We start from the raw sequence: 18,010 nt of genomic DNA on the forward strand, positions 1-18,010 counted from the left end.
CCAGGAGATGCTGCAATGAACACTGGAACGCTGAACCCCGCCGCTGCCCCGCGCGTGCACGACGCCGAGGTGGCCCGCGAATATGGTCCCTTTGACGGCGCCGACTGCATCCACGGTGTCAGCTTCGATGGCCGCCATGTCTGGGCCGCCACCGGCCCGGCGCTGCTGGCCTTCGATCCGGACAGCGGTGCCCCGGTACGCACGCTGGCCGTGCCCTGCGATGCGGGTACCGCGTTCGACGGTACCCACCTCTACCAGATCGCCGAAGCGCGCATCGACAGGATCGACCCGCAGACCGGCCAGGTGCTGGCCTCGATTCCCGCGCCCGGCGGCGGCACCGATTCGGGCATGGCCTGGGCCGAAGGCAGCCTGTGGGTAGGGCAGTACCGCGAACGCCGCATCCACCAGGTGGATCCGGCCACGGGCGAGGTGCTGCGCACGATCGAATCGGATCGCTTCGTCACCGGCGTGACCTGGGTCGACGGCCAGCTCTGGCATGGCACCGACGATGGCGAGCGCAGCGACATCCGCCGCGTGGATGCCCAGAGCGGGCAGGTGCTGGAGCAGCTGCGCATGCCGGACGGCATGCATGTCAGCGGGCTGGAGGCCGATGGCGCGGGCCTGTTCTACGCCGGGGGCGGGCGCAGCGGCAAGGTGCGGGCGGTGCGCCGGCCGCGCGCTTAACGTGACTCATTCTCATTTGAGGGGTAAGATGCCGCCGCCCCGGGCCCCCTCTGCATGTCCTCCAACGCATCCACCCTGACCGACCTGTTGATCCGCGAACGCCCGGCGCTGCTGCGTCGGGTGCAGCGGATACTGGGCAGCGACGGCAGCGCCGAAGACGTGATCCAGGCCATCTGGTTCAAGGCGCGCGGTGTGGATGCCGGGGTGACCATCGACAACCCGCGGGCCTATCTGTACCGTCTGGCCACCAACCTGGCCACCGACCAGGGCCGGGAACGCAGCCGCCAGACGCGGCTGTTGGCCGACCACTACCTGTGGGGGCCGGATGAAGTGCTGTCCACGGAAGAACAGGCCATGGCCCAGGACGAGCTGCAGCGCGTGCTCGCCGCCGCCGACCACCTTCCCGAACCGACCCGCACGATCTTCCGCCTCAACCGGTTGCAGGGGCTGACCCAGGCGGAAATTGCCCGGCGCCGTGGCGTGTCGGTCACGACCGTGGAAAACCATGTGCGCGCTGCGTTGCAGCGGCTGGCATGGGCGCGCAGCGGGCGGTGAGGCGCGGGGGCTTGGGGAAGTGCCGTTCCCACACGTCTTGATGGTATCGGCGCTGCCCTTCGCACCCTTGCCAGCCATGAGCCCGCACGACCTGCCTACCGACCCGACCGCGCCCACCTCGCCCGACCTGCTTGCCGAACAGGCACAGGCGTGGATCACGTGGCTGGCCTCCGGCGCCGTGGACGCGCCACGCATGCATGCCTTCGAACACTGGCTCAGCCTGCCCGGGCACCGCCGCGCGTTCGAATACGAGCGCCAGCTGTGGCAGGCCGTGGCGCAGCCGCCGGCGGGGGCGAAGCGTCCGCATGTCCGCCGCCGTCGCGTTCCCCGCCTGGTGCTGGCCGCTGCCGCCGCGCTGGCGCTGGTGTGGGTGTCACCCGAAGCCTGGTTGCGCCTGCGTGCCGATCATCGCAGCAGCCACGACGTGGTCACGCTCGCCCTGCCCGATGGCAGCCGCGCGGTGCTCGATGCCGATTCGGCGATTGCCGTGGACTATGACGACCAGCGCCGCAGCATCCGCCTGCTGCGCGGGCGCGCCTGGTTCGAAGTTGCGCCCGGGCGCGCCCAGCCGTTCCAGGTGACCGCACAGGACGGTGTGGTGGAGGACATCGCCACGGCATTCGCGGTGGCCAGCACCCCGCAGGGAGTGGAAGCGGAAGTCTCGCAGGGCCAGGTCCGCGTCGCGGCCTCGCCCAACGGCGGCTGGACCTACCTGCTGGCTGGCCAGCGCGCCGGCTTTGCGCCCGGCGGCCGGGTGGTGCGCCATGACGACCTGGCCCCCGACCGCATTGCCGCATGGCGCGACGGCGAGCTGCTGCTCGATGCCAGCGGCGTGGCCGATGCGGTCGCGCAGATTGCCCGCTATCGCCAGGGCCCCACGTTCGTGCGCGGCGACCTGTCGTCGCTGCCCGCCGTCAACGCCGCATTGCGCGTGGACCAGCCCGAGCAGGCGCTGGATGCGCTGGCGATGTCGGCCGGGCTGCGCATCACCCGCCTGCCGATGGGCGTGGCGATCGTGAGCGCCACCCCCGCGCGCTGAATGCGCCTTGGGGAAGGGATCGCCCCGCACGTCTTACCCCCGAACGTACCCGCCGCCGCCACGTACGTCGCAGCGCCCGCACCCCGTGCGGGGAAGCCGTGCTTTCGCGGCATCGCCTCTCAACAGGTTTCAACATGCTTCCCATTTCCCGACCGGCGCCGATGCTGCGCCCGTCCCGCCTGTGCACCGCGTTGTTGGCTGCCGGCCTGGCCTCGGCCACCGCGTTGCCGGTACTGGCCCAGTCCGGCGACACCGCACCACTGGCCGCCGCCCGCCCGTTCGATATCCCCGCCCAACCGCTGGCCGATGCGCTGCGCAGCTACATGCGCCAGTCCGGTGTGCAGGTGGCCTACCCGGCCGCACTCGCCAACGGTGCCAGCTCCACGGCGGTGCATGGTGCGCTGGATGCGCAGGCCGCACTGGCGCAGCTGCTGCAGGGCAGCGGCCTGGCGCCGCGCGCGCTGGGGCCGGGCGCGGTCACCCTGGAGCGCGCGCCGCGCGGCCAGGGCCAGGATGGCGTGATCCACACCGCGCCCCTGCGCGTGGCCGGTGACCAGGCCAGCGCCGAAGGCACCGCCGAGCGTGCGCTCGAGCAGTACCGCAGCAGCGGGTCGAGCGTGTACGTGCCACGGACCACCCTCGAGCGCTTCCGTGGCACCTCCACCGCCGACATCGTCAAGGGCGTGGTCGGCGTGACCGCCGGCGATCCGCGCACGGCCAACGCGTTGGACCTCAACATCCGTGGCATCCAGGGCCAGAGCCGCATCCCGGTGATCATCGACGGCGGGCAGTCCACCATGGACACCTACCGCGGCTATGCCGGCCAGTCGCAGCGCACCTACCTCGACCCGGATCTGATCTCCAGCCTCACCGTGACCAAGGGCCCCAGCCTGGGCGCCAATGCGTCGGGCGGCATCGGCGGCGTGGTGGAAATGGAAACGCTGAACATCGGCGATGTGCTGCGCGACGGCCAGGACGCCGGCCTGCGCGTGCGCAGCGGCATCTCCAACGGCAGCGCGCGTGACCTTCCCGCCTACAACGGCACCCCCGGTACCGACCGCAGCAGCCTCGGCGGGCAGTTCTTCAACATCGCCGGCGGCAAGCACTGGGACGGTGTTGACCTGGTGGCGGCCTACGCCTGGCGCGATACCGGCAACTACTACTCGGGCAAGCACGGCTACGACGATTTCCCGCAGACCCGGCGCACCCTGGCACCGTTGAACCCGCCCAACACCGAAGTGTTCAACACCTCCTCCAAGTCCAACTCGGTGCTGCTCAAGGGCACCTGGCGGATCGATGACGTGCAGACGCTGGAGGCCGGCTACCGCCACTACAGCGGCCGGCAGGGTGAAATCATGGCCTCGCAGATCATCCGCGTGGACCGCGACCGCGTGCCGCAGTGGGAGCCGGGCAGCGTGGACCTGGATGCCTACAACCTGCGCTACCGCTTCAACCCGGGCAACGACATCGTCGACCTGAAGGCCAACCTCTGGTACACCCAGGCCGACAGCCTGATGTACAACGGCCTGACCGGCATTACCCCGTGGTACTTCGACCGCCGCACCGAATGGTATGACGGCCCGACCTTCAACACCGACCCCGGTTACAAGGATGCCTACCGCAACGACATGAGCCAGACGCGGTTCGGCCTGGACGTGTCCAACACCATGGTGATGACTACCGACAGCGCCGGCCTGTTCACCTTCGACTACGGGCTGTCCTTCAGCGATGAAGACGTGGGCCCGGGCGACAGCGCGCCGATCATGCACGATGACCTGGTCAACAACCGCTTCCTGCGCAATGCCACGCGCAGGGAATACAGCGCGGTGGCCTCGATGAAATGGCAGCCGGGCGAGCGCTGGGACATCCTGGTGGGTGGCCGCTTCAACCGCGTCAGCATCCACGACCGCAACCGCCTGGCCACCCCGGAAACCGAGGAAGTGATCGGCCAGTACCGCTATACCCAGCTGCTCAACGGCAACCCGGCGCTGCCGGCGTGGCGCGCGCAGCGGATCGCCATGCTCAACTGGTACCCGGATGCGAACGGCCAGTTCACCGAGGCCTCGCTGCTGGCTTCGCCGTACAAGAAGGGCACGGTGGCCGACATCACCGGCTGGAATTTCCACGATGTCACCGCCACCGAAGACCTGGTCGTGCCCACCAGCTGGACCTGGTCGCAGCCGATCCGCCGTACCGACAACGCGTTCATGCCCACCGCCAGCGTCACCTGGCACGCCGATGAAGACACCCTGGTCTACCTCAAGTACGCCGAAGGCGTGAAGCTGCCCAGCCTGTTCGAAAGCACTCTGGGCCTGTTCACCGCGGCCAAGCCGGTGGGCGGCGAACTCAAGCCCGAGCGCGCGGGCACCTGGGAAGTGGGCGCCAGCACCGTGCGTCATGATCTGTTTGCCGAAGGCGACCAGGCTGCGTTCAAGCTGGCCTACTTCAACACCCGCATCGACGATCTGATCACGCGCGACTACCGCACGCTGTCGGCCGGCTATATCCGCAACATCGACCGTTTCAAGGTCTCCGGCCTGGAGTTCCAGTCCAGCTATGACGCCGGCAAGGTGTTCGCCGATCTGTCGGCGCATTACTACTTCGAAGCCAAGACCTGCGCCCCGGACATCGCCGCCGAGCGCCGCGCATACGGCGTGCAGCGAAAGAACGAAGAACTGGCCAAGACGCCGGACTGCGTCGACGGTGGGTTCGAGGGGTCCTACAGCAACACCCAGAATCCGCCGCGCTACACGGTCAACCTGACGCTGGGCTCACGGCTGCTGGACCAGCGGCTGAGCTTCGGCACCCGCGTGATCCACAACAGCGGTCCGATCAGCAAACTGGACAAGGAATGGAACGTGGGCCTGTCGGCGATCCAGCAGCTGTACCAGCCGGCGACCATCGTGGACGTGTTCGCCAGCTGGCAGGCCAGCGAGCAGCTGGCGGTCGACTTCAACGTGGACAACCTGACCGACCGCTACTACCTCGACCCGCTCGCACTGGGCGTCATGCCGGCCCCTGGCCGGATCATGCGCCTGGCGGTCACCTGGCGGTATTGAGAAAACCCGCGAGCCGGGCTCTGCCCGGCTCGCGCGTACGCTAACGGGCGGTCGCATCCGCGTGCAGCGCCTCGTTCAACTCATCTACCACGATCGCCCAATCCGCATCTTCCTTCAGCTCTTCGCGCAGGAACTGACGCTGCGCATCGCTCCAGTAAGTGGCTTCGGCCAAGGTCACGTCGCCGGGCAGCTGGTGCGCCCGGATGAACGCCGCAATGGCCTCCGGGCTGGAGTCCAACCCCAACTGCTCGAACAGGTTGGTCATGCGCGATTCGGTGGTGTCCATCATGGCAATCCTTGTGGGCGGAAGAATGCTCCATTATCAACACCCCAAGGTGAGGATGGCATCGCCGGAATGGGGGGGAGGGCAGCACCGGCAATCCGGGTTGGGGTAGTCTGCGCGACAGGCGTCTTATCCCTGTGCCGGACCTTGCCCGGCGCTGCCACCTTCTTTCTGCCAGAACGCCATGAACGCCACCGATACCCTTGAAGCGACCCGCAGCCAGCGCCTGAAGGCCGCCACCCGAGACAGCCACGGCGCGCTGGACAAGCGCATCATGGCCGGCGAGATCTTCGCCGACCGTGGGCGGTTCGCGCGCTTCCTGCGGGTCCAGTACCGCTTCCACCGCGATATCGATGGCCTGTACGCCAACGCCGCGCTGGATGCGCTGCTGCCCGACCTGGCCGAACGCCGGCGGCTGCCGCAGGTCACCCGCGACCTGCGCGATCTGGAACAGACCCTGCCGGGCCCGGTGCCGCTGCGGCTGGACCCGGACCTGCCACTGGCTGCCGCACTGGGCTGGTTGTACGTGGCTGAAGGCTCCAACCTGGGCGGCACCATCCTGTACAAGATGGCCGCGCAGCTGGGCCTGGATGCGGACTTCGGCGCACGCCACCTGGCCGCGCATCCCGATGGTGCCGCACGCCACTGGCGCGAGTTCACCGCCGCGCTGGACCGCGTCGTACTCACCGACGTCGAAGAGCAGCAGATGATCGATGCGGCCGATGCCGCGTTCCGCAGCGTGCACGATCACGTGGAGCTGGAATTCGCATGAGCAGGGGCGTGCGCGCCGTGTCGCGCTGATGCGCTGGCTCTGGTTCTGCCTGGGCTGGGTGATGGTGGCGCTGGGGGTGATCGGCGCGCTGTTGCCGGTGATGCCCACCACCATCTTCCTGATCCTGGCAGTGGGTTGCTTCGCGCGCAGCTCACCGCGCTTCGAGCGCAGGCTGCTGGAGCATCCGCGTTACGGCCCGTCGCTGCGCGCCTGGCGCGAGCAGGGCGCGGTGAGTCGCAAGGGCAAGGCATTTGCCGCCGGCGGCATGGCGTTCGGGTTTGCGATGTTCTGCTGGGGCGCGAGGCCGTCGTGGCCGTTGCTGCTTGGCGTAGGCGTATTTTTCGCGGCGAGCGCAGCCTACGTGCTGTCACGCCCGACCCCGTTGCCGTGATGGTGCGGGTGGGGCGACACCCCATGGGACACGCACGGCGTGTCGCTACGGACTCGAGCGACCATGGATCGTAGTGACACGCCATGCGTGTCAAAGCCATGATCCTGTGCACGTAATCCGCCTTGCGCGTAGCACGGAACGTCGAACGAAACCGATACCGCGACACCCTGTAAGGTGTCGCGGCACCATGACCGTTACAACAACGGCACCAGCAGCAGCGCCACGATGTTGATGATCTTGATCAGCGGATTGATCGCCGGGCCGGCGGTGTCCTTGTAGGGATCACCCACGGTATCGCCGGTCACCGCGGCCTTGTGCGCCTCGCTGCCCTTGCCGCCGAAGTGGCCGTCTTCGATGTACTTCTTGGCGTTGTCCCAGGCACCGCCGCCGGTGGTCATCGAGATCGCCACGAACAGGCCGGTCACGATGGTGCCGATCAACAGCCCGCCCAGCGCACGCGGCCCCAGCAGCAGGCCCACCACCACCGGCACCGCGACCGGCAACAGCGAAGGCACGATCATTTCGCGGATCGCCGAGCGGGTCAGCATGTCCACTGCGCGGTCGTACTGCGGCTTGCCGGTGCCTTCCATGATCCCGGGAATTTCGCGGAACTGCCGGCGCACTTCTTCCACCACCGCACCGGCGGCGCGGCCCACTGCTTCCATCGCCATCGCGCCGAACAGGTAGGGGATCAACCCGCCGATCAGCAGGCCGATGATCACCGTGTGGTCGGACAGGTCGAAGGCGAACACTTCACCCGGATGCGCGGCCTGCAGGTTGTGGGTGTAATCGGCGAACAGCACCAGCGCGGCCAATGCCGCCGAACCAATCGCATAGCCCTTGGTCACCGCCTTGGTGGTGTTGCCCACCGCATCGAGCGGATCGGTGATGTTGCGGATCTCCGGGGGCAGCTCGGCCATTTCGGCGATGCCGCCGGCGTTGTCGGTGATCGGCCCGTACGCATCCAGCGCCACGATCATGCCGGCCATCGACAGCATCGCGGTGGCCGCGATGGCGATGCCGTACAACCCGCCGTGCAGGTGCGCCAGCCAGATCGCCAGGCACACCGCGATCACCGGCAGCGCGGTGGACTTCATCGACACGCCCAGGCCAGCGATGATGTTGGTGCCGTGCCCGGTGGTGGAGGCCTGTGCCACATGCTGCACCGGCTTGTACTGGGTGCCGGTGTAGTACTCGGTGATCCACACGATCAGCCCGGTCAGCACCAGCCCGATCAGCGCGCAGATGTACAGGTTCGTTGCCCCGTGGGCGTTGTCCGGCATCAGTTGCAAGGTGATCGGGTAGAAGGCGATGGCGGCCAGCACGCCCGACACGATCACGCCCTTGTACAGCGCGCCCATGATCGAGCCGCCCGGCTTCACCTTGACGAACAGCGCGCCGATGATCGACGCGATGATCGACACCCCGCCCAGTACCAGTGGATACAGGATCGCGTTGCGACCGGCTTCGGCGATCATCAGGCTGCCCAGCAGCATGGTGGCGATCACCGTCACCGCGTAGGTTTCGAACAGGTCGGCGGCCATGCCGGCGCAGTCGCCCACGTTGTCGCCCACGTTGTCGGCAATCACCGCCGGGTTGCGCGGGTCATCCTCGGGAATGCCGGCTTCGACCTTGCCGACCAGGTCCGCGCCCACGTCGGCACCCTTGGTGAAGATGCCACCGCCCAGCCGGGCGAAGATCGAAATCAGCGAGGAGCCGAATGCCAATCCAACCAGCGCGTGCAGCGCTGCGGCAGTGTCCAGCCCCATCCGCAGCAGCAGCGCGTAATAGCCGGCCACGCCGAGCAGGCCCAGCCCGACCACCAGCATGCCGGTGATCGCACCGCCACGGAACGCTACGTCCATGGCGGCACTGAGGCCATGGCGTGCCGCTTCGGCGGTGCGTACGTTGGCCCGCACCGACACGTTCATGCCGATGTAACCGGCCGCACCGGACAGCACCGCACCGATCGCGAACCCGATCGCGGTGTACCAGCTGAGGAAGATGCCGACCAGCACGAACAGCACCGCGCCGGCGATGCCGATGGTGAGGTATTGGCGGTTGAGGTAGGCGCGCGCGCCTTCCTGGATGGCGGCGGCGATTTCCTGCATCCGGGCATTGCCCGCCGGTTGCCGGAGGATCCAGCGTGCCGACACGATGCCGTAGAGAATTGCGAGAATGGCGCAGAACAGCGCCAGAGAAAGCCCATAACGTTCCAGCATGTCCCCTCCCGGGTGATGGATGGCATCCAGTTGACGGACGAACCTCACCACGCGGGGCACAACGGGCTGCAACGATGGACCAACCCGTTCAGACCGTACCCGGTCATCAAGCGTGTGGCTTTGTTCAGCAATCCCTGGTGCCCCCGAGTATGCAGTGAAATCATCGCCCCTGCCCAGCGATTGCGCCGAACAGCCCAACGAAGCCCTGATCCAAGGCGCACGAGGCTGTAGCGCCGACCGTTGGTCGGCTCCGCGGTTGGTGCAATCCCATCAGCCCCGCGTGCGCCCCCCTTGCCACACCGTTCATCCCGCCCAAGCCACCCTCACTCCACCCCAACGGAGGCTTCCCGCATGTCCCCCCGCCACCTCTTCCTGCTGGCCCTGCTTCCTGCCTTTGCGGCTACTGCCGCCGAAACCCCCGAACGCCAGCGTCCGGTCGGCGCAGCCCAGGCAGTGAACGTCACCCACACCCTGCGCCAGATCCCCGAAGCCTGTGCCCGCCTGGAAGGCACCTTCACCGGCGACGCAGCGCAGCCCTACCGGTTCGTGGTCGCCCGCACCAGCGAGCAGTGCCAGCCACGCGCGAAGTTCGTCGACTTCGACAAGGCGCAGCCCAGCGAAGCCAAAGGCTGGAAGCTCAACGACGTGATCCGCGTGCCCAGCGCGGCCTGTCCCACCCAGCAGGCAGTAGTGAGGGTCTGGCGCCTGCCGATGGAACAGAAGCTGCAGCTCGATGGCCAGGGCCAGTCGCGCATCTACCTGGAAGACGCCAAGAAGCAGGCCGCTGCCGGCCAGATCGCGGAGATTCCGATGTTCGCGGCGAAGATGACCGTGGAAGGCAAGGCCTGCCCGTAACGCGCGCAGCAAAAACGCCCGTAGAGCCACGCACTGCGTGGCTGCACAGTGTCCGCAGGCCCGTTACGCCTCAAATGTTGGCAGCTTCTTCTTCACCGCCACATTCTTCAGGGTCACGTATTTCGGCAGTCCATCGGTGCCGTAGGGCAGCGGTGCCTCGCCCTTGATCAGCGGCGACAGGTACGCGCGGGCCTTGTCGGTTATCCCGAAGCCATCGCGGCGGATGAAGCCGGCCGGCATCTTCTTCTCGTGGTTGGCCACCTTGTGCAGCGGCGCCGGCTCGATCTTCCAGCGGTACGGGGCGTCGCTGCTGCGCACGATCACCGGCATCACCGCGTTCTGACCCTTCAGCGCGTACTGCACCGCCGCCTTTCCCACCGCCTGCGCCTGTTCCCAGTCGGTCTTCGAGGCAATGTGCCGGGCCGAGCGCTGCAGGTAGTCGGGCAGGGTCCAGTGCACCTTGTAGCCCAGCGTGTCCTTGACCCGCGCGGCCAACTGCGAGGCCACCCCGCCCAGCTGGGTGTGCCCGAACGAATCCTTGCCGCCGCCGGCATCTGCCACGAACCGGCCATCGGCGGTCTGGATGCCTTCGGAGGCCACCACCACGCAGTGGCCCACGCGTTCCACCACCTGCTTCACCTTGGCCAGGAACGCGGCTTCGTCGTAGGCGCGCTCGGGCAGCAGGATGATATGCGGGGCTTCGTCCGGTCCGTTTCCGGCCAGCCCGGCCGCAGCCGCCAGCCAGCCCGCATGCCGGCCCATGGCCTCGTACACGAACACCTTGGTGGAGGTTTCGGCCATGGCCGCCACGTCCAGCGCCGCCTCGCGCACCGACACAGCGGTGTACTTGGCCGCCGAACCGAAGCCTGGGCAGGTGTCGGTCACCGCCAGGTCGTTGTCGATGGTCTTGGGCACGCCGATGCAGGTGAGGTCGTAATCGAAGGCCTTGGCCAGCTGGGAGACCTTCCAGGCGGTATCGGCCGAATCGTTGCCGCCGTTGTAGAGGAACCAGCGCACGTCGTGGGCGCGCAGCACCGCCAGCAGGCGCTCGTAGCGGGCCCGGTCGGCCTCCAGCGATTTGAGCTTGTAGCGGCAGGAGCCGAAGGCGCCGCCGGGGGTATGGGCCAGCGCCGCAATCGCCGCCGCCGACTCCTTCGAGGTGTCGATCAGCTCCTCGCGCAGCGCGCCCAGGATGCCGTTGCGCGCGGCCAAGACCTTGATTCCCTTGGCCCTGGCGGTGCTGATCACCGCCGAGGCGGTGGCATTGATGACGGCGGTGACGCCGCCTGACTGGGCGTACAGCAGGGTACCTTTGGACATGGTGGGACCTTTGTCGGGGGGAAGGACATTGCAGGGACATTACCGGTATGAGGTAAAGTGCGCGTATTGCGGTGCAGCGTGATTGTGGACAATCCCGGGCGCGCGCCCTTCCGTTTTTTACCAAGTTGGAGTCAGGTTGATGCGATTGGTTCTGTTGGGACCGCCCGGTTCGGGCAAGGGGACGCAGGCGACGCGCCTGAAGGAACACCTGAACATTGCGCACATTTCCACCGGTGACCTGCTGCGCGCCGAAGTGGCTGCCGGCACCGAGCTGGGCAAGCAGGCCAAGGCCGTGATGGACGCCGGCAACCTGGTGTCCGATGACATCCTGCTGGGCATGCTGGAATCGCGCCTGGGCCAGGCAGACGTGGCCAATGGCTTCATCCTGGACGGTTACCCGCGCAACGTGGCCCAGGCCAACGCGCTGGACGCCGTGCTGGCCAAGATCGGCCAGCCGCTGGACGCGGTGGTGCAGCTGGATGTGCCGAGCGAACTGCTGGTCGAGCGCATTGCCGGCCGCGCCCAGGAACAGGGCCGCGCCGATGACAATCCCGAATCGGTGCGCAAACGCCTGCAGGTCTACACCGACCAGACCGCGCCGGTGGTGGATTTCTATGCGGGCCGCGGCACCCTGGCGCGCGTTGATGGCGTTGGCGAGCTTGCCGACGTGGAAGCGCGCATCCAGGCAGCGCTCAAGCGCTGACAACCTACACGCGCACGCCCGGTCCTATCGGAACCGGGCGTGCGGTGTAGAGCGCCAGCGATCGGGCCTGCTCAGGGCCCCACACCATGAGCCCCCCCTGGGGACGGCCTCTTGGGGAGTAGGACCATCGGGGGTAGTGCGGCTGGCGCGCTGAATTGTGTACGTGTTCACAGTACGCCGCTATCGGGAATTCCCTGACAGCACGCGTAAAGCCGCGCGCTGTCGTCCCACAGTCTGCTCTGCAAACAGCGGGCCCCATTGTCTGCGTCCATACCCCGGCCGCTGCACGGCCGCCCCCTGACTCAGGGGGCTACCCCCCAGATGCTTTGCGTCTCCCCTTCAGAGTGGGCTTTGGGCGACAATCGGGTGATGAGCACGATCCACATTCTTGGAATTGCCGGCACCTTCATGGGCGGCGTGGCCGCCCTGGCGCGGGAACTGGGCCATACGGTCCGTGGCAGCGACCAGGCGATCTATCCGCCGATGTCCACCCAGCTGGAACAGCTGGGCATCGCCCTGGCCCCGGGCTATCGCGCCGACAGCGTGGCCCGCGATTGCGATGAAGTCGTGGTCGGCAACGCGTTGTCGCGTGGCAACCCGGCCGTGGAAGCGGTGCTGGATGCCGGGCAGCGCTACATCTCCGGCGCGCAGTGGCTGTCCGAACAGGTGCTGCCGGGCCGCGACACGCTGGCCGTGGCCGGTACCCATGGCAAGACCACCACTACCACCATCCTGACCTGGCTGCTGCAGGCCGCCGGCCGCGAGCCGGGCTTCCTGATCGGCGGCGTCGCCGAGGATTTCGGCGTGTCCGCACGGGTGGGGCAGGGCCGCGAGTTCGTGGTCGAGGCCGACGAGTACGACACGGCGTTCTTCGACAAGCGCAGCAAGTTCGTGCACTACCGCCCGCTGGTGGCGATTCTCAACAACCTCGAATACGACCACGCCGACATTTTCCCGGACGTGGCCGCGATCCAGCGCCAGTTCCACCACCTGGTGCGCACCGTGCCCGCGCGCGGACGGCTGATCGTCAACGGCGAAGACACCTACCTGTCCGAAGTGCTGGCGATGGGCTGCTGGACGCCGGTAGAACGCTTCGGTTTCGATCCCGGGTTGGAATGGCATGCCGAACTGGTCAATGCCGACGGCAGCGCCTTCATCGTGCACCACCGTGGCGTGGCGCTGGGCGAAGTGCGCTGGTCGCTGCTGGGTCGCCACAACGTGCTCAACGGCCTGGCCGCATTGGCCGCCGCGCACGCGGTAGGCGTTGCGCCGGCCAGCGTGATCCCGGCATTGGCACGGTTCCGCAGCGTCAAGCGGCGCATGGAAGTGATCGGCAGGGCCGACGACATCACGGTCTACGACGATTTCGCCCATCATCCCACCGCCATCCGCACCACGCTGGAAGGCCTGCGCGCCAAGATCGGCCAGCGCCGCATCGTGGTCGCGATGGAGCCGCGCAGCAACTCGATGCGGCTGGGCGCACACGCCGATGCGCTGGCCCCTTCGCTGGCGCTGGCTGACGCGGTGGTGTTCCTGCACCGGCCGGAACTGGCCTGGGATGCGGCCAGCGTGATCGCCGCCATGCGCGGCGACGCGCACGCCGTGCCCGATACCGACGCACTGCTGGCACGACTGGGTGCCACCGTGCAGCCGGGCGACCATGTGGTGTTCATGTCCAATGGCGGCTTCGACGGCGCGCCGCGCCGCTTCCTGGCCCAGCTGCAGGCGCGGTGATCGGGTTGGCCATGACCGATTCCGTTGCCACGCTGCCGCTGTTCCCGCTGCACGCGGTGCTGCTGCCCGGCGCCACGCTGGGCCTGCGCGTGTTCGAGCGCCGCTACCTGGACATGCTGCGCGAGTGCAGCCGCAACAACACCCACTTCGGGGTCTGCCTGATCCTGGACGGTGATGAAGTCGGGGCCCCGGCCACCCCGGCCGCGCACGGGGTGGAAGCGCGCATCGACGATTTCGACATGGGCGACGATGGCGTGCTGGTGCTGCGCCTGCGCGGCCATCGCCGGTTCCATGTGCGCCAGGTGCGGGTGCGCGACAACGGCCTGATCATGGCCGAGGTGGAATGGAGTACGCCCGACCACGACGACGAGCTGCACCCGGAACACGCGCTGCTGTCCACCGTGCTTGGCCACATCATCGAACAGGCCGGCACCGCGTTCGCGCCCGCGCATCCGGCGCTGCTGGACCAGGCCGCCTGGGTCGGCTGGCGGCTGGCCGAACTGCTGCCGCTGGAGGAATCGCAGCGCCTGCAGCTGCTGCAGCACGATGACCCGCACCAGCGCTTGGACGCACTGCTGCGCTGGATGCCGGCCAACTCGACGCCGATCGACGAGAACTGGTAACCCGAACCGGCTGACCCCGACCGGGTGTCCCCGACCGGTAGATCACGACCGTTGGTCGTGATCGCTCTCAATACGTCCGCACGCGCAACACCGGCATGCCGGTCTCAGGATGCGTTCCGACCTCCTGCGGCAACCCTTCCAGCGCCTCGCGCACCGCCTTCAGCGACGGATCGATGCCGCGCATCGGCCGCCACATCCCGATCAGGTGGAAGTGCTGGTAGTGCAGCGTCTGCGCGCTGCCCAGCCACAACGGCTGGTCGCCCGGCTGCAGCTGGGTAGCGGCCGGCCACAGGCGCAGCGCGAAGATCTCGTTGGGCGCATTGCCCGGGCGCAGCAGCAGCAGCGATTCAACCTGCGTATCCAGCGTGGCCGGCAGCACCGGCACTTCGTCCGGGGTGGCCGACTTGTCCAGCATCAGCAGCGCCTGTTCCCAACCCGCCTGCGGCTGCACGCGCCAGCCCTGGCTTTCCAGGCGCTCGCGCAGCGGCGCCAGCGGCCCGGCCACCTGCACGTCCAGCGGCCAGCGCTGGTCATCATCGAATTCATTGCGGCGCGAAGGCTGGGTGCGCCACTGGCTGCCCCACCAGTCCTGCGCGGCCACATTGGCCGGCGCCGGCTGGGCCGGCTCGAAACGCTCCAGCTTCGCCTCGGTATTGCGCGGCGCATACCACAGCGCGGCCACCGCAAAAGTACCGTAGAACAGCCACGACACCGGCTTGACCCAGAACGAGCGGTTGAAGCGGCGGCGGTAGGCGATGCCCAGCACCAGCAGCCAGAAGATGCCGAACAGCATCCCGCCGACCACGTCGCTCAGCCAGTGCGCGCCCAGGTACAGCCGCGAGAAGCCGATCAGGCTGACGATGATGCCCGACAGCAGGTACGGCCACACGCGGGTGCGGCCGGGCAGCTCGCGCGCGATCAGTACCGCAAAGAAACCGAAGGTGATGGTGGCCATGGTCACCGACACCGACGGGAAGCCGAAGCCGCTGCTCGCCCCCGGCGGGCGCACCACGGTCACCGTGGCGCCCAGCAGCTTGGTCAGCGCCAGACCGAAGGCCAGTGCGGCCAGCCAGTGCGCGGCCGCCATCCAGCGCCGGCGCCAGATCAGGTAGCCCATCGTGACTGCCGTGGCAGGCAGCAGCACCGGCCAGGCACCCAGCGAGGCCAGCGCCGCCATCGGGTAATCAGCCAGCGGATTGCGCAGCGCCAGCATCGCCTGGTGCACGGCCAGGTCCAGGCTGAGCGGTTCGCCGTGGGCCACCACCGCCATCAGCAAGGCGAACCAGCACCAGCCCAGCAACAGCAGCATCAATGCCAGCATCGCCAGCGGGACCGATTCACGGCGCTGCGGATCGAACACCGACACCGAGTAGCGACCCAGGGTCGGGTGGCGCTGCGACCAGCGCAGCAGGCCGGCCAGCCAGCTGTCCATGCGCGCGGCCGACCAGCGGTAGCCGTACAGCACGATCGCCCAGACCACGCCCATCACCACGCCGACCAATGCCAGCACCATCACCAGCCGCCCGGCCACGGCGGCCACCGCGTCGTAGGCCTCGCCCAGCACCCAGCCCGGGGCCAGGAACAGCACCGCCCAGGACAGGCTGGCGATGCCGCTGGCCTGCACATAACGCATGGCCGGCATGTTCATCATGCCGGCGATGGCCGGCACGAACGGACGGATCGCGCCCACATAGCGCGCCACCAGGATGCTCTTGAAGGCATTGCGGCGGAACATCGTCTCGCCACGGTCGAGCAGCTGCGGGTAGCGGCTGAACGGCCAGAAGCCGCGCAGCCGGTCACCCCAGCGCCGGCCGATCCAGTAGCTGATGCCATCGCCGGCGAACGCACCCAGCGCCGCGCACGCCACGGCGTACGGTCCGGAGATCTGGCCCAGGCCGATGAACACGCCCACTGCGAACAGCAGCGGCAGCGCGGGCACGATGGCGCCAAGCACGATGACGGCATCGCAGAAGGCGATGAGGAAGATGACCGCACCGGCAAGCACGGGGTGAGCTGAGATCCACGCAAGCGTGGCATCGATCCATGACGAGTCCATCGGGGGATTATAGAGGGGCCAAAGTGACTGACTCCCGGCCAGCTAGAATGGCCGGCATGAATCGCCCGCTCCCGCCTGCCGCACACGCCCTCAAGGCCGACAGTTTTGGCCGCATCCTGCTGATGGAGGAGGGCGGCACGCGCTTCGTCCGCCGCGACCTGGGCGCCACCCCGTGGTGGCTGCGGCTGCCGGCCTGGTGGCTGGCCCGGCGTGAAGCCCGCGCGCTGGCGCATCTGAATGGCATGCCCGACACCCCGGCGCTGCTGGCCTGGAACGGCCGCTGGCTGGACCGCAGCTTCATGGCCGGCGACGCCATGTACCAGCGCCCGCCGCGTGGCGACGTAGCCTACTTCCGCGCCGCACGTCGGTTGCTGCAGCGGGTGCACCGCCACGGCATCGCCCACAACGACCTGGCCAAGGAAGCGAACTGGCTGGTGCGCGAAGACGGCAGCCCAGCGCTGATCGACTTCCAGCTGGCCGTGATCGGCAACCCGCGCTCGCGCTGGATGCGCCTGCTGGCCCGCGAAGACCTGCGCCACCTGCTCAAGCACAAGCGCATGTACTGCCGCGAGTCGCTCACTCCGGTGGAAAAGCGGGTGCTCAAGCGCCACTCGTGGGTGCGCGACCTGTGGTTCCGCACCGGCAAGCCGGTGTACCGGGTCGTGACCCGGAAGATCCTGCACTGGGAAGACAACGAAGGGCAGGGGCCGAAGCCCTGATCGACAGCTATGTGCCACATGAGTAGCGACATGCAGAGGATCAAGGCGGCGTTGGCTGCCCTCAATGAAGGTCGGGTTGAGGTCGATGCATTCTGCAGGAAGTTCGAAGACCTCTGGAACTTTCATGTCGATAGGTCGATCCTGCCGGACGATCTGTGTGCGTGTCTAGGCTCGCTCTTCGATGAGGTGGTGTGGTTCAGTCCGTATCCGCGTGAGGATTGGGACTACCCGGGGTATCGCGACGAAGTTCAGATCAGGCGCGCCGTGGCGCCTGTAATGGCGATGCTTGGCTTGAATGCCAAGCCTGAAATGGGTTGATGCTGATGAATCCTGTAGCTCGAAAAGTGCTCTGCCCAGCTTGAACAGAGCCTTGGCGCAAACAGCGCCTCTCGAGGCCAAGGGGAACTGGTTGATATTTCCCCTGCGATCAGTCCTTACGACGAACTCAAGCGCGCAATTACGAAGATCGAGGTTGCTACCCCTTGTTTGTAGATTGGAGTGGTCAGGTATATGTTGCCTCGATTCGCTCACCTCGATGGAAAAGCGCATGCTTAATACGCCCCACGTAGCACTCGCACTGGCAGCGCTCGCGCTCGGCATCTGGGCGTATTGCGCGATGCCCGGCTGGGTGGGGCTGCTTGTGTGTGGCTTTCTGCTGTTGTGCGCGTTGGTCGCAACCGTCATTGCCGCGCTGCGGCGTGGGGCGCGGAATCGGGTCGCACGACTCTGGAGGGAATTCTTCGATTCCCTCTACGGACTCTGAAGCACCAATGAGATTGTGAATACTGGGGTCAACGCCGCAGGAAGGTGAGGTAATGAGCAGTTTTGTTGAACCCGCAGATATTGGAGAGGCACTCGCCGAGTACAGGCGCCGCCTGTCTGATCATGCGAATGATGAGCTCATCGCGGATTTCATTGTTTTCTGCTGGCAGGCCGTCGACCCCGGCCGAGTGGCGACTTTGGATTTGTCTGATGAGTTGGTCGATGCATGTGCA

Annotated in this window: 18 protein-coding genes; 14 read left to right on the top strand and 4 right to left on the bottom strand. The window is 67.4% G+C overall.

What is annotated here, in order from left to right; translation table 11 throughout:
- Window positions 1-15: 15 nt before the first annotated feature.
- The 4 genes from KVS69_RS14625 (at window position 16) to KVS69_RS14640 (ending at window position 5,337) form a co-directional block, all read left to right on the top strand.
- A complete protein-coding gene (locus KVS69_RS14625; protein WP_217538694.1) occupies window positions 16-684 on the top strand; it encodes a PQQ-binding-like beta-propeller repeat protein in 669 nt (222 codons plus the stop codon).
- A gap of 54 nt (window positions 685-738) precedes the next feature.
- Entirely contained in the window at window positions 739-1,239 is a 501-nt protein-coding gene (locus KVS69_RS14630; RefSeq protein WP_095363568.1) for an RNA polymerase sigma factor, read from the top strand.
- A 76-nt stretch (window positions 1,240-1,315) separates the two neighbouring features.
- A complete protein-coding gene (locus KVS69_RS14635) occupies window positions 1,316-2,278 on the top strand; it encodes a FecR domain-containing protein (RefSeq protein WP_217538696.1) in 963 nt (320 codons plus the stop codon).
- Window positions 2,279-2,412: 134 nt separating this feature from the next.
- Window positions 2,413-5,337, top strand: coding sequence for a TonB-dependent receptor (locus tag KVS69_RS14640; protein ID WP_217538697.1), 2,925 nt, complete (start codon window positions 2,413-2,415; stop codon window positions 5,335-5,337).
- 40 nt (window positions 5,338-5,377) lie between these two features.
- Here KVS69_RS14640 and KVS69_RS14645 read toward each other — a convergent pair whose 3' ends face one another.
- Complete coding sequence (locus KVS69_RS14645) at window positions 5,378-5,623, bottom strand: DUF2789 domain-containing protein (protein ID WP_068854771.1); 246 nt, start codon at window positions 5,621-5,623, stop codon at window positions 5,378-5,380.
- 181 nt (window positions 5,624-5,804) lie between these two features.
- On the opposite strand from KVS69_RS14645, the gene KVS69_RS14650 reads away from it, so the two are divergent.
- Together KVS69_RS14650 and KVS69_RS14655 are read left to right on the top strand one after the other, a co-directional pair.
- A complete protein-coding gene (locus KVS69_RS14650; protein ID WP_217538699.1) occupies window positions 5,805-6,392 on the top strand; it encodes a biliverdin-producing heme oxygenase in 588 nt (195 codons plus the stop codon).
- A 28-nt stretch (window positions 6,393-6,420) separates the two neighbouring features.
- Window positions 6,421-6,783, top strand: coding sequence for a YbaN family protein (locus tag KVS69_RS14655; RefSeq protein ID WP_093533626.1), 363 nt, complete (start codon window positions 6,421-6,423; stop codon window positions 6,781-6,783).
- A gap of 194 nt (window positions 6,784-6,977) precedes the next feature.
- Here the strand turns inward: KVS69_RS14655 and KVS69_RS14660 are convergent, their stop codons facing one another.
- Window positions 6,978-9,005, bottom strand: a complete 2,028-nt coding sequence (locus KVS69_RS14660; protein ID WP_093533627.1) for a sodium-translocating pyrophosphatase — start codon at window positions 9,003-9,005, stop codon at window positions 6,978-6,980.
- Window positions 9,006-9,356: 351 nt separating this feature from the next.
- Between KVS69_RS14660 and KVS69_RS14665 the strand changes: the two genes are divergently transcribed.
- Entirely contained in the window at window positions 9,357-9,860 is a 504-nt protein-coding gene (locus KVS69_RS14665) for a hypothetical protein (RefSeq protein WP_217538700.1), read from the top strand.
- A 63-nt stretch (window positions 9,861-9,923) separates the two neighbouring features.
- Here KVS69_RS14665 and KVS69_RS14670 read toward each other — a convergent pair whose 3' ends face one another.
- Window positions 9,924-11,180 (bottom strand): 6-phosphofructokinase, encoded by a 1,257-nt coding sequence (locus tag KVS69_RS14670; RefSeq protein ID WP_093533629.1) that lies wholly within the window; start codon window positions 11,178-11,180, stop codon window positions 9,924-9,926.
- 139 nt (window positions 11,181-11,319) lie between these two features.
- On the opposite strand from KVS69_RS14670, the gene KVS69_RS14675 reads away from it, so the two are divergent.
- The 3 genes from KVS69_RS14675 (at window position 11,320) to KVS69_RS14685 (ending at window position 14,240) form a co-directional block, all read left to right on the top strand.
- Window positions 11,320-11,883: an adenylate kinase gene (locus tag KVS69_RS14675; protein WP_068853913.1), complete on the top strand. Its 564-nt coding sequence runs from the start codon at window positions 11,320-11,322 to the stop codon at window positions 11,881-11,883.
- A gap of 369 nt (window positions 11,884-12,252) precedes the next feature.
- Window positions 12,253-13,617: a UDP-N-acetylmuramate:L-alanyl-gamma-D-glutamyl-meso-diaminopimelate ligase gene (mpl, locus tag KVS69_RS14680; protein WP_217538701.1), complete on the top strand. Its 1,365-nt coding sequence runs from the start codon at window positions 12,253-12,255 to the stop codon at window positions 13,615-13,617.
- A gap of 11 nt (window positions 13,618-13,628) precedes the next feature.
- Window positions 13,629-14,240 carry an LON peptidase substrate-binding domain-containing protein gene (locus KVS69_RS14685; RefSeq protein WP_217538702.1) on the top strand — a complete coding sequence of 204 codons (612 nt, stop codon included), beginning with the start codon at window positions 13,629-13,631 and terminating at the stop codon, window positions 14,238-14,240.
- Between the two features lie 67 nt (window positions 14,241-14,307).
- On the opposite strand, the gene KVS69_RS14690 is transcribed toward KVS69_RS14685, so the two are convergent.
- Entirely contained in the window at window positions 14,308-16,296 is a 1,989-nt protein-coding gene (locus tag KVS69_RS14690; RefSeq protein WP_217538703.1) for a bifunctional DedA family/phosphatase PAP2 family protein, read from the bottom strand.
- 56 nt (window positions 16,297-16,352) lie between these two features.
- Here KVS69_RS14690 and KVS69_RS14695 point away from each other — a divergent pair, with 56 nt between their 5' ends.
- From KVS69_RS14695 to KVS69_RS14710, 4 genes are all read left to right on the top strand, one after another.
- The gene (locus KVS69_RS14695; RefSeq protein ID WP_217538704.1) at window positions 16,353-17,015 is read left to right on the top strand and encodes a phosphotransferase; all 663 of its coding nucleotides are present in this window, start codon (window positions 16,353-16,355) and stop codon (window positions 17,013-17,015) included.
- A gap of 30 nt (window positions 17,016-17,045) precedes the next feature.
- Window positions 17,046-17,333 carry a hypothetical protein gene (locus tag KVS69_RS14700; protein ID WP_217538705.1) on the top strand — a complete coding sequence of 96 codons (288 nt, stop codon included), beginning with the start codon at window positions 17,046-17,048 and terminating at the stop codon, window positions 17,331-17,333.
- A 229-nt stretch (window positions 17,334-17,562) separates the two neighbouring features.
- The gene (locus tag KVS69_RS14705) at window positions 17,563-17,778 is read left to right on the top strand and encodes a hypothetical protein (protein ID WP_217538707.1); all 216 of its coding nucleotides are present in this window, start codon (window positions 17,563-17,565) and stop codon (window positions 17,776-17,778) included.
- A 52-nt stretch (window positions 17,779-17,830) separates the two neighbouring features.
- A partial coding sequence (locus tag KVS69_RS14710) for a hypothetical protein (RefSeq protein WP_217538708.1) occupies window positions 17,831-18,010 on the top strand: 180 nt, incomplete at its 3' end.

It is taken from the genome of Stenotrophomonas sp. GbtcB23 (assembly GCF_019091045.1).
Taxonomy (GTDB): Bacteria; Pseudomonadota; Gammaproteobacteria; order Xanthomonadales; family Xanthomonadaceae; genus Stenotrophomonas; species Stenotrophomonas rhizophila_A.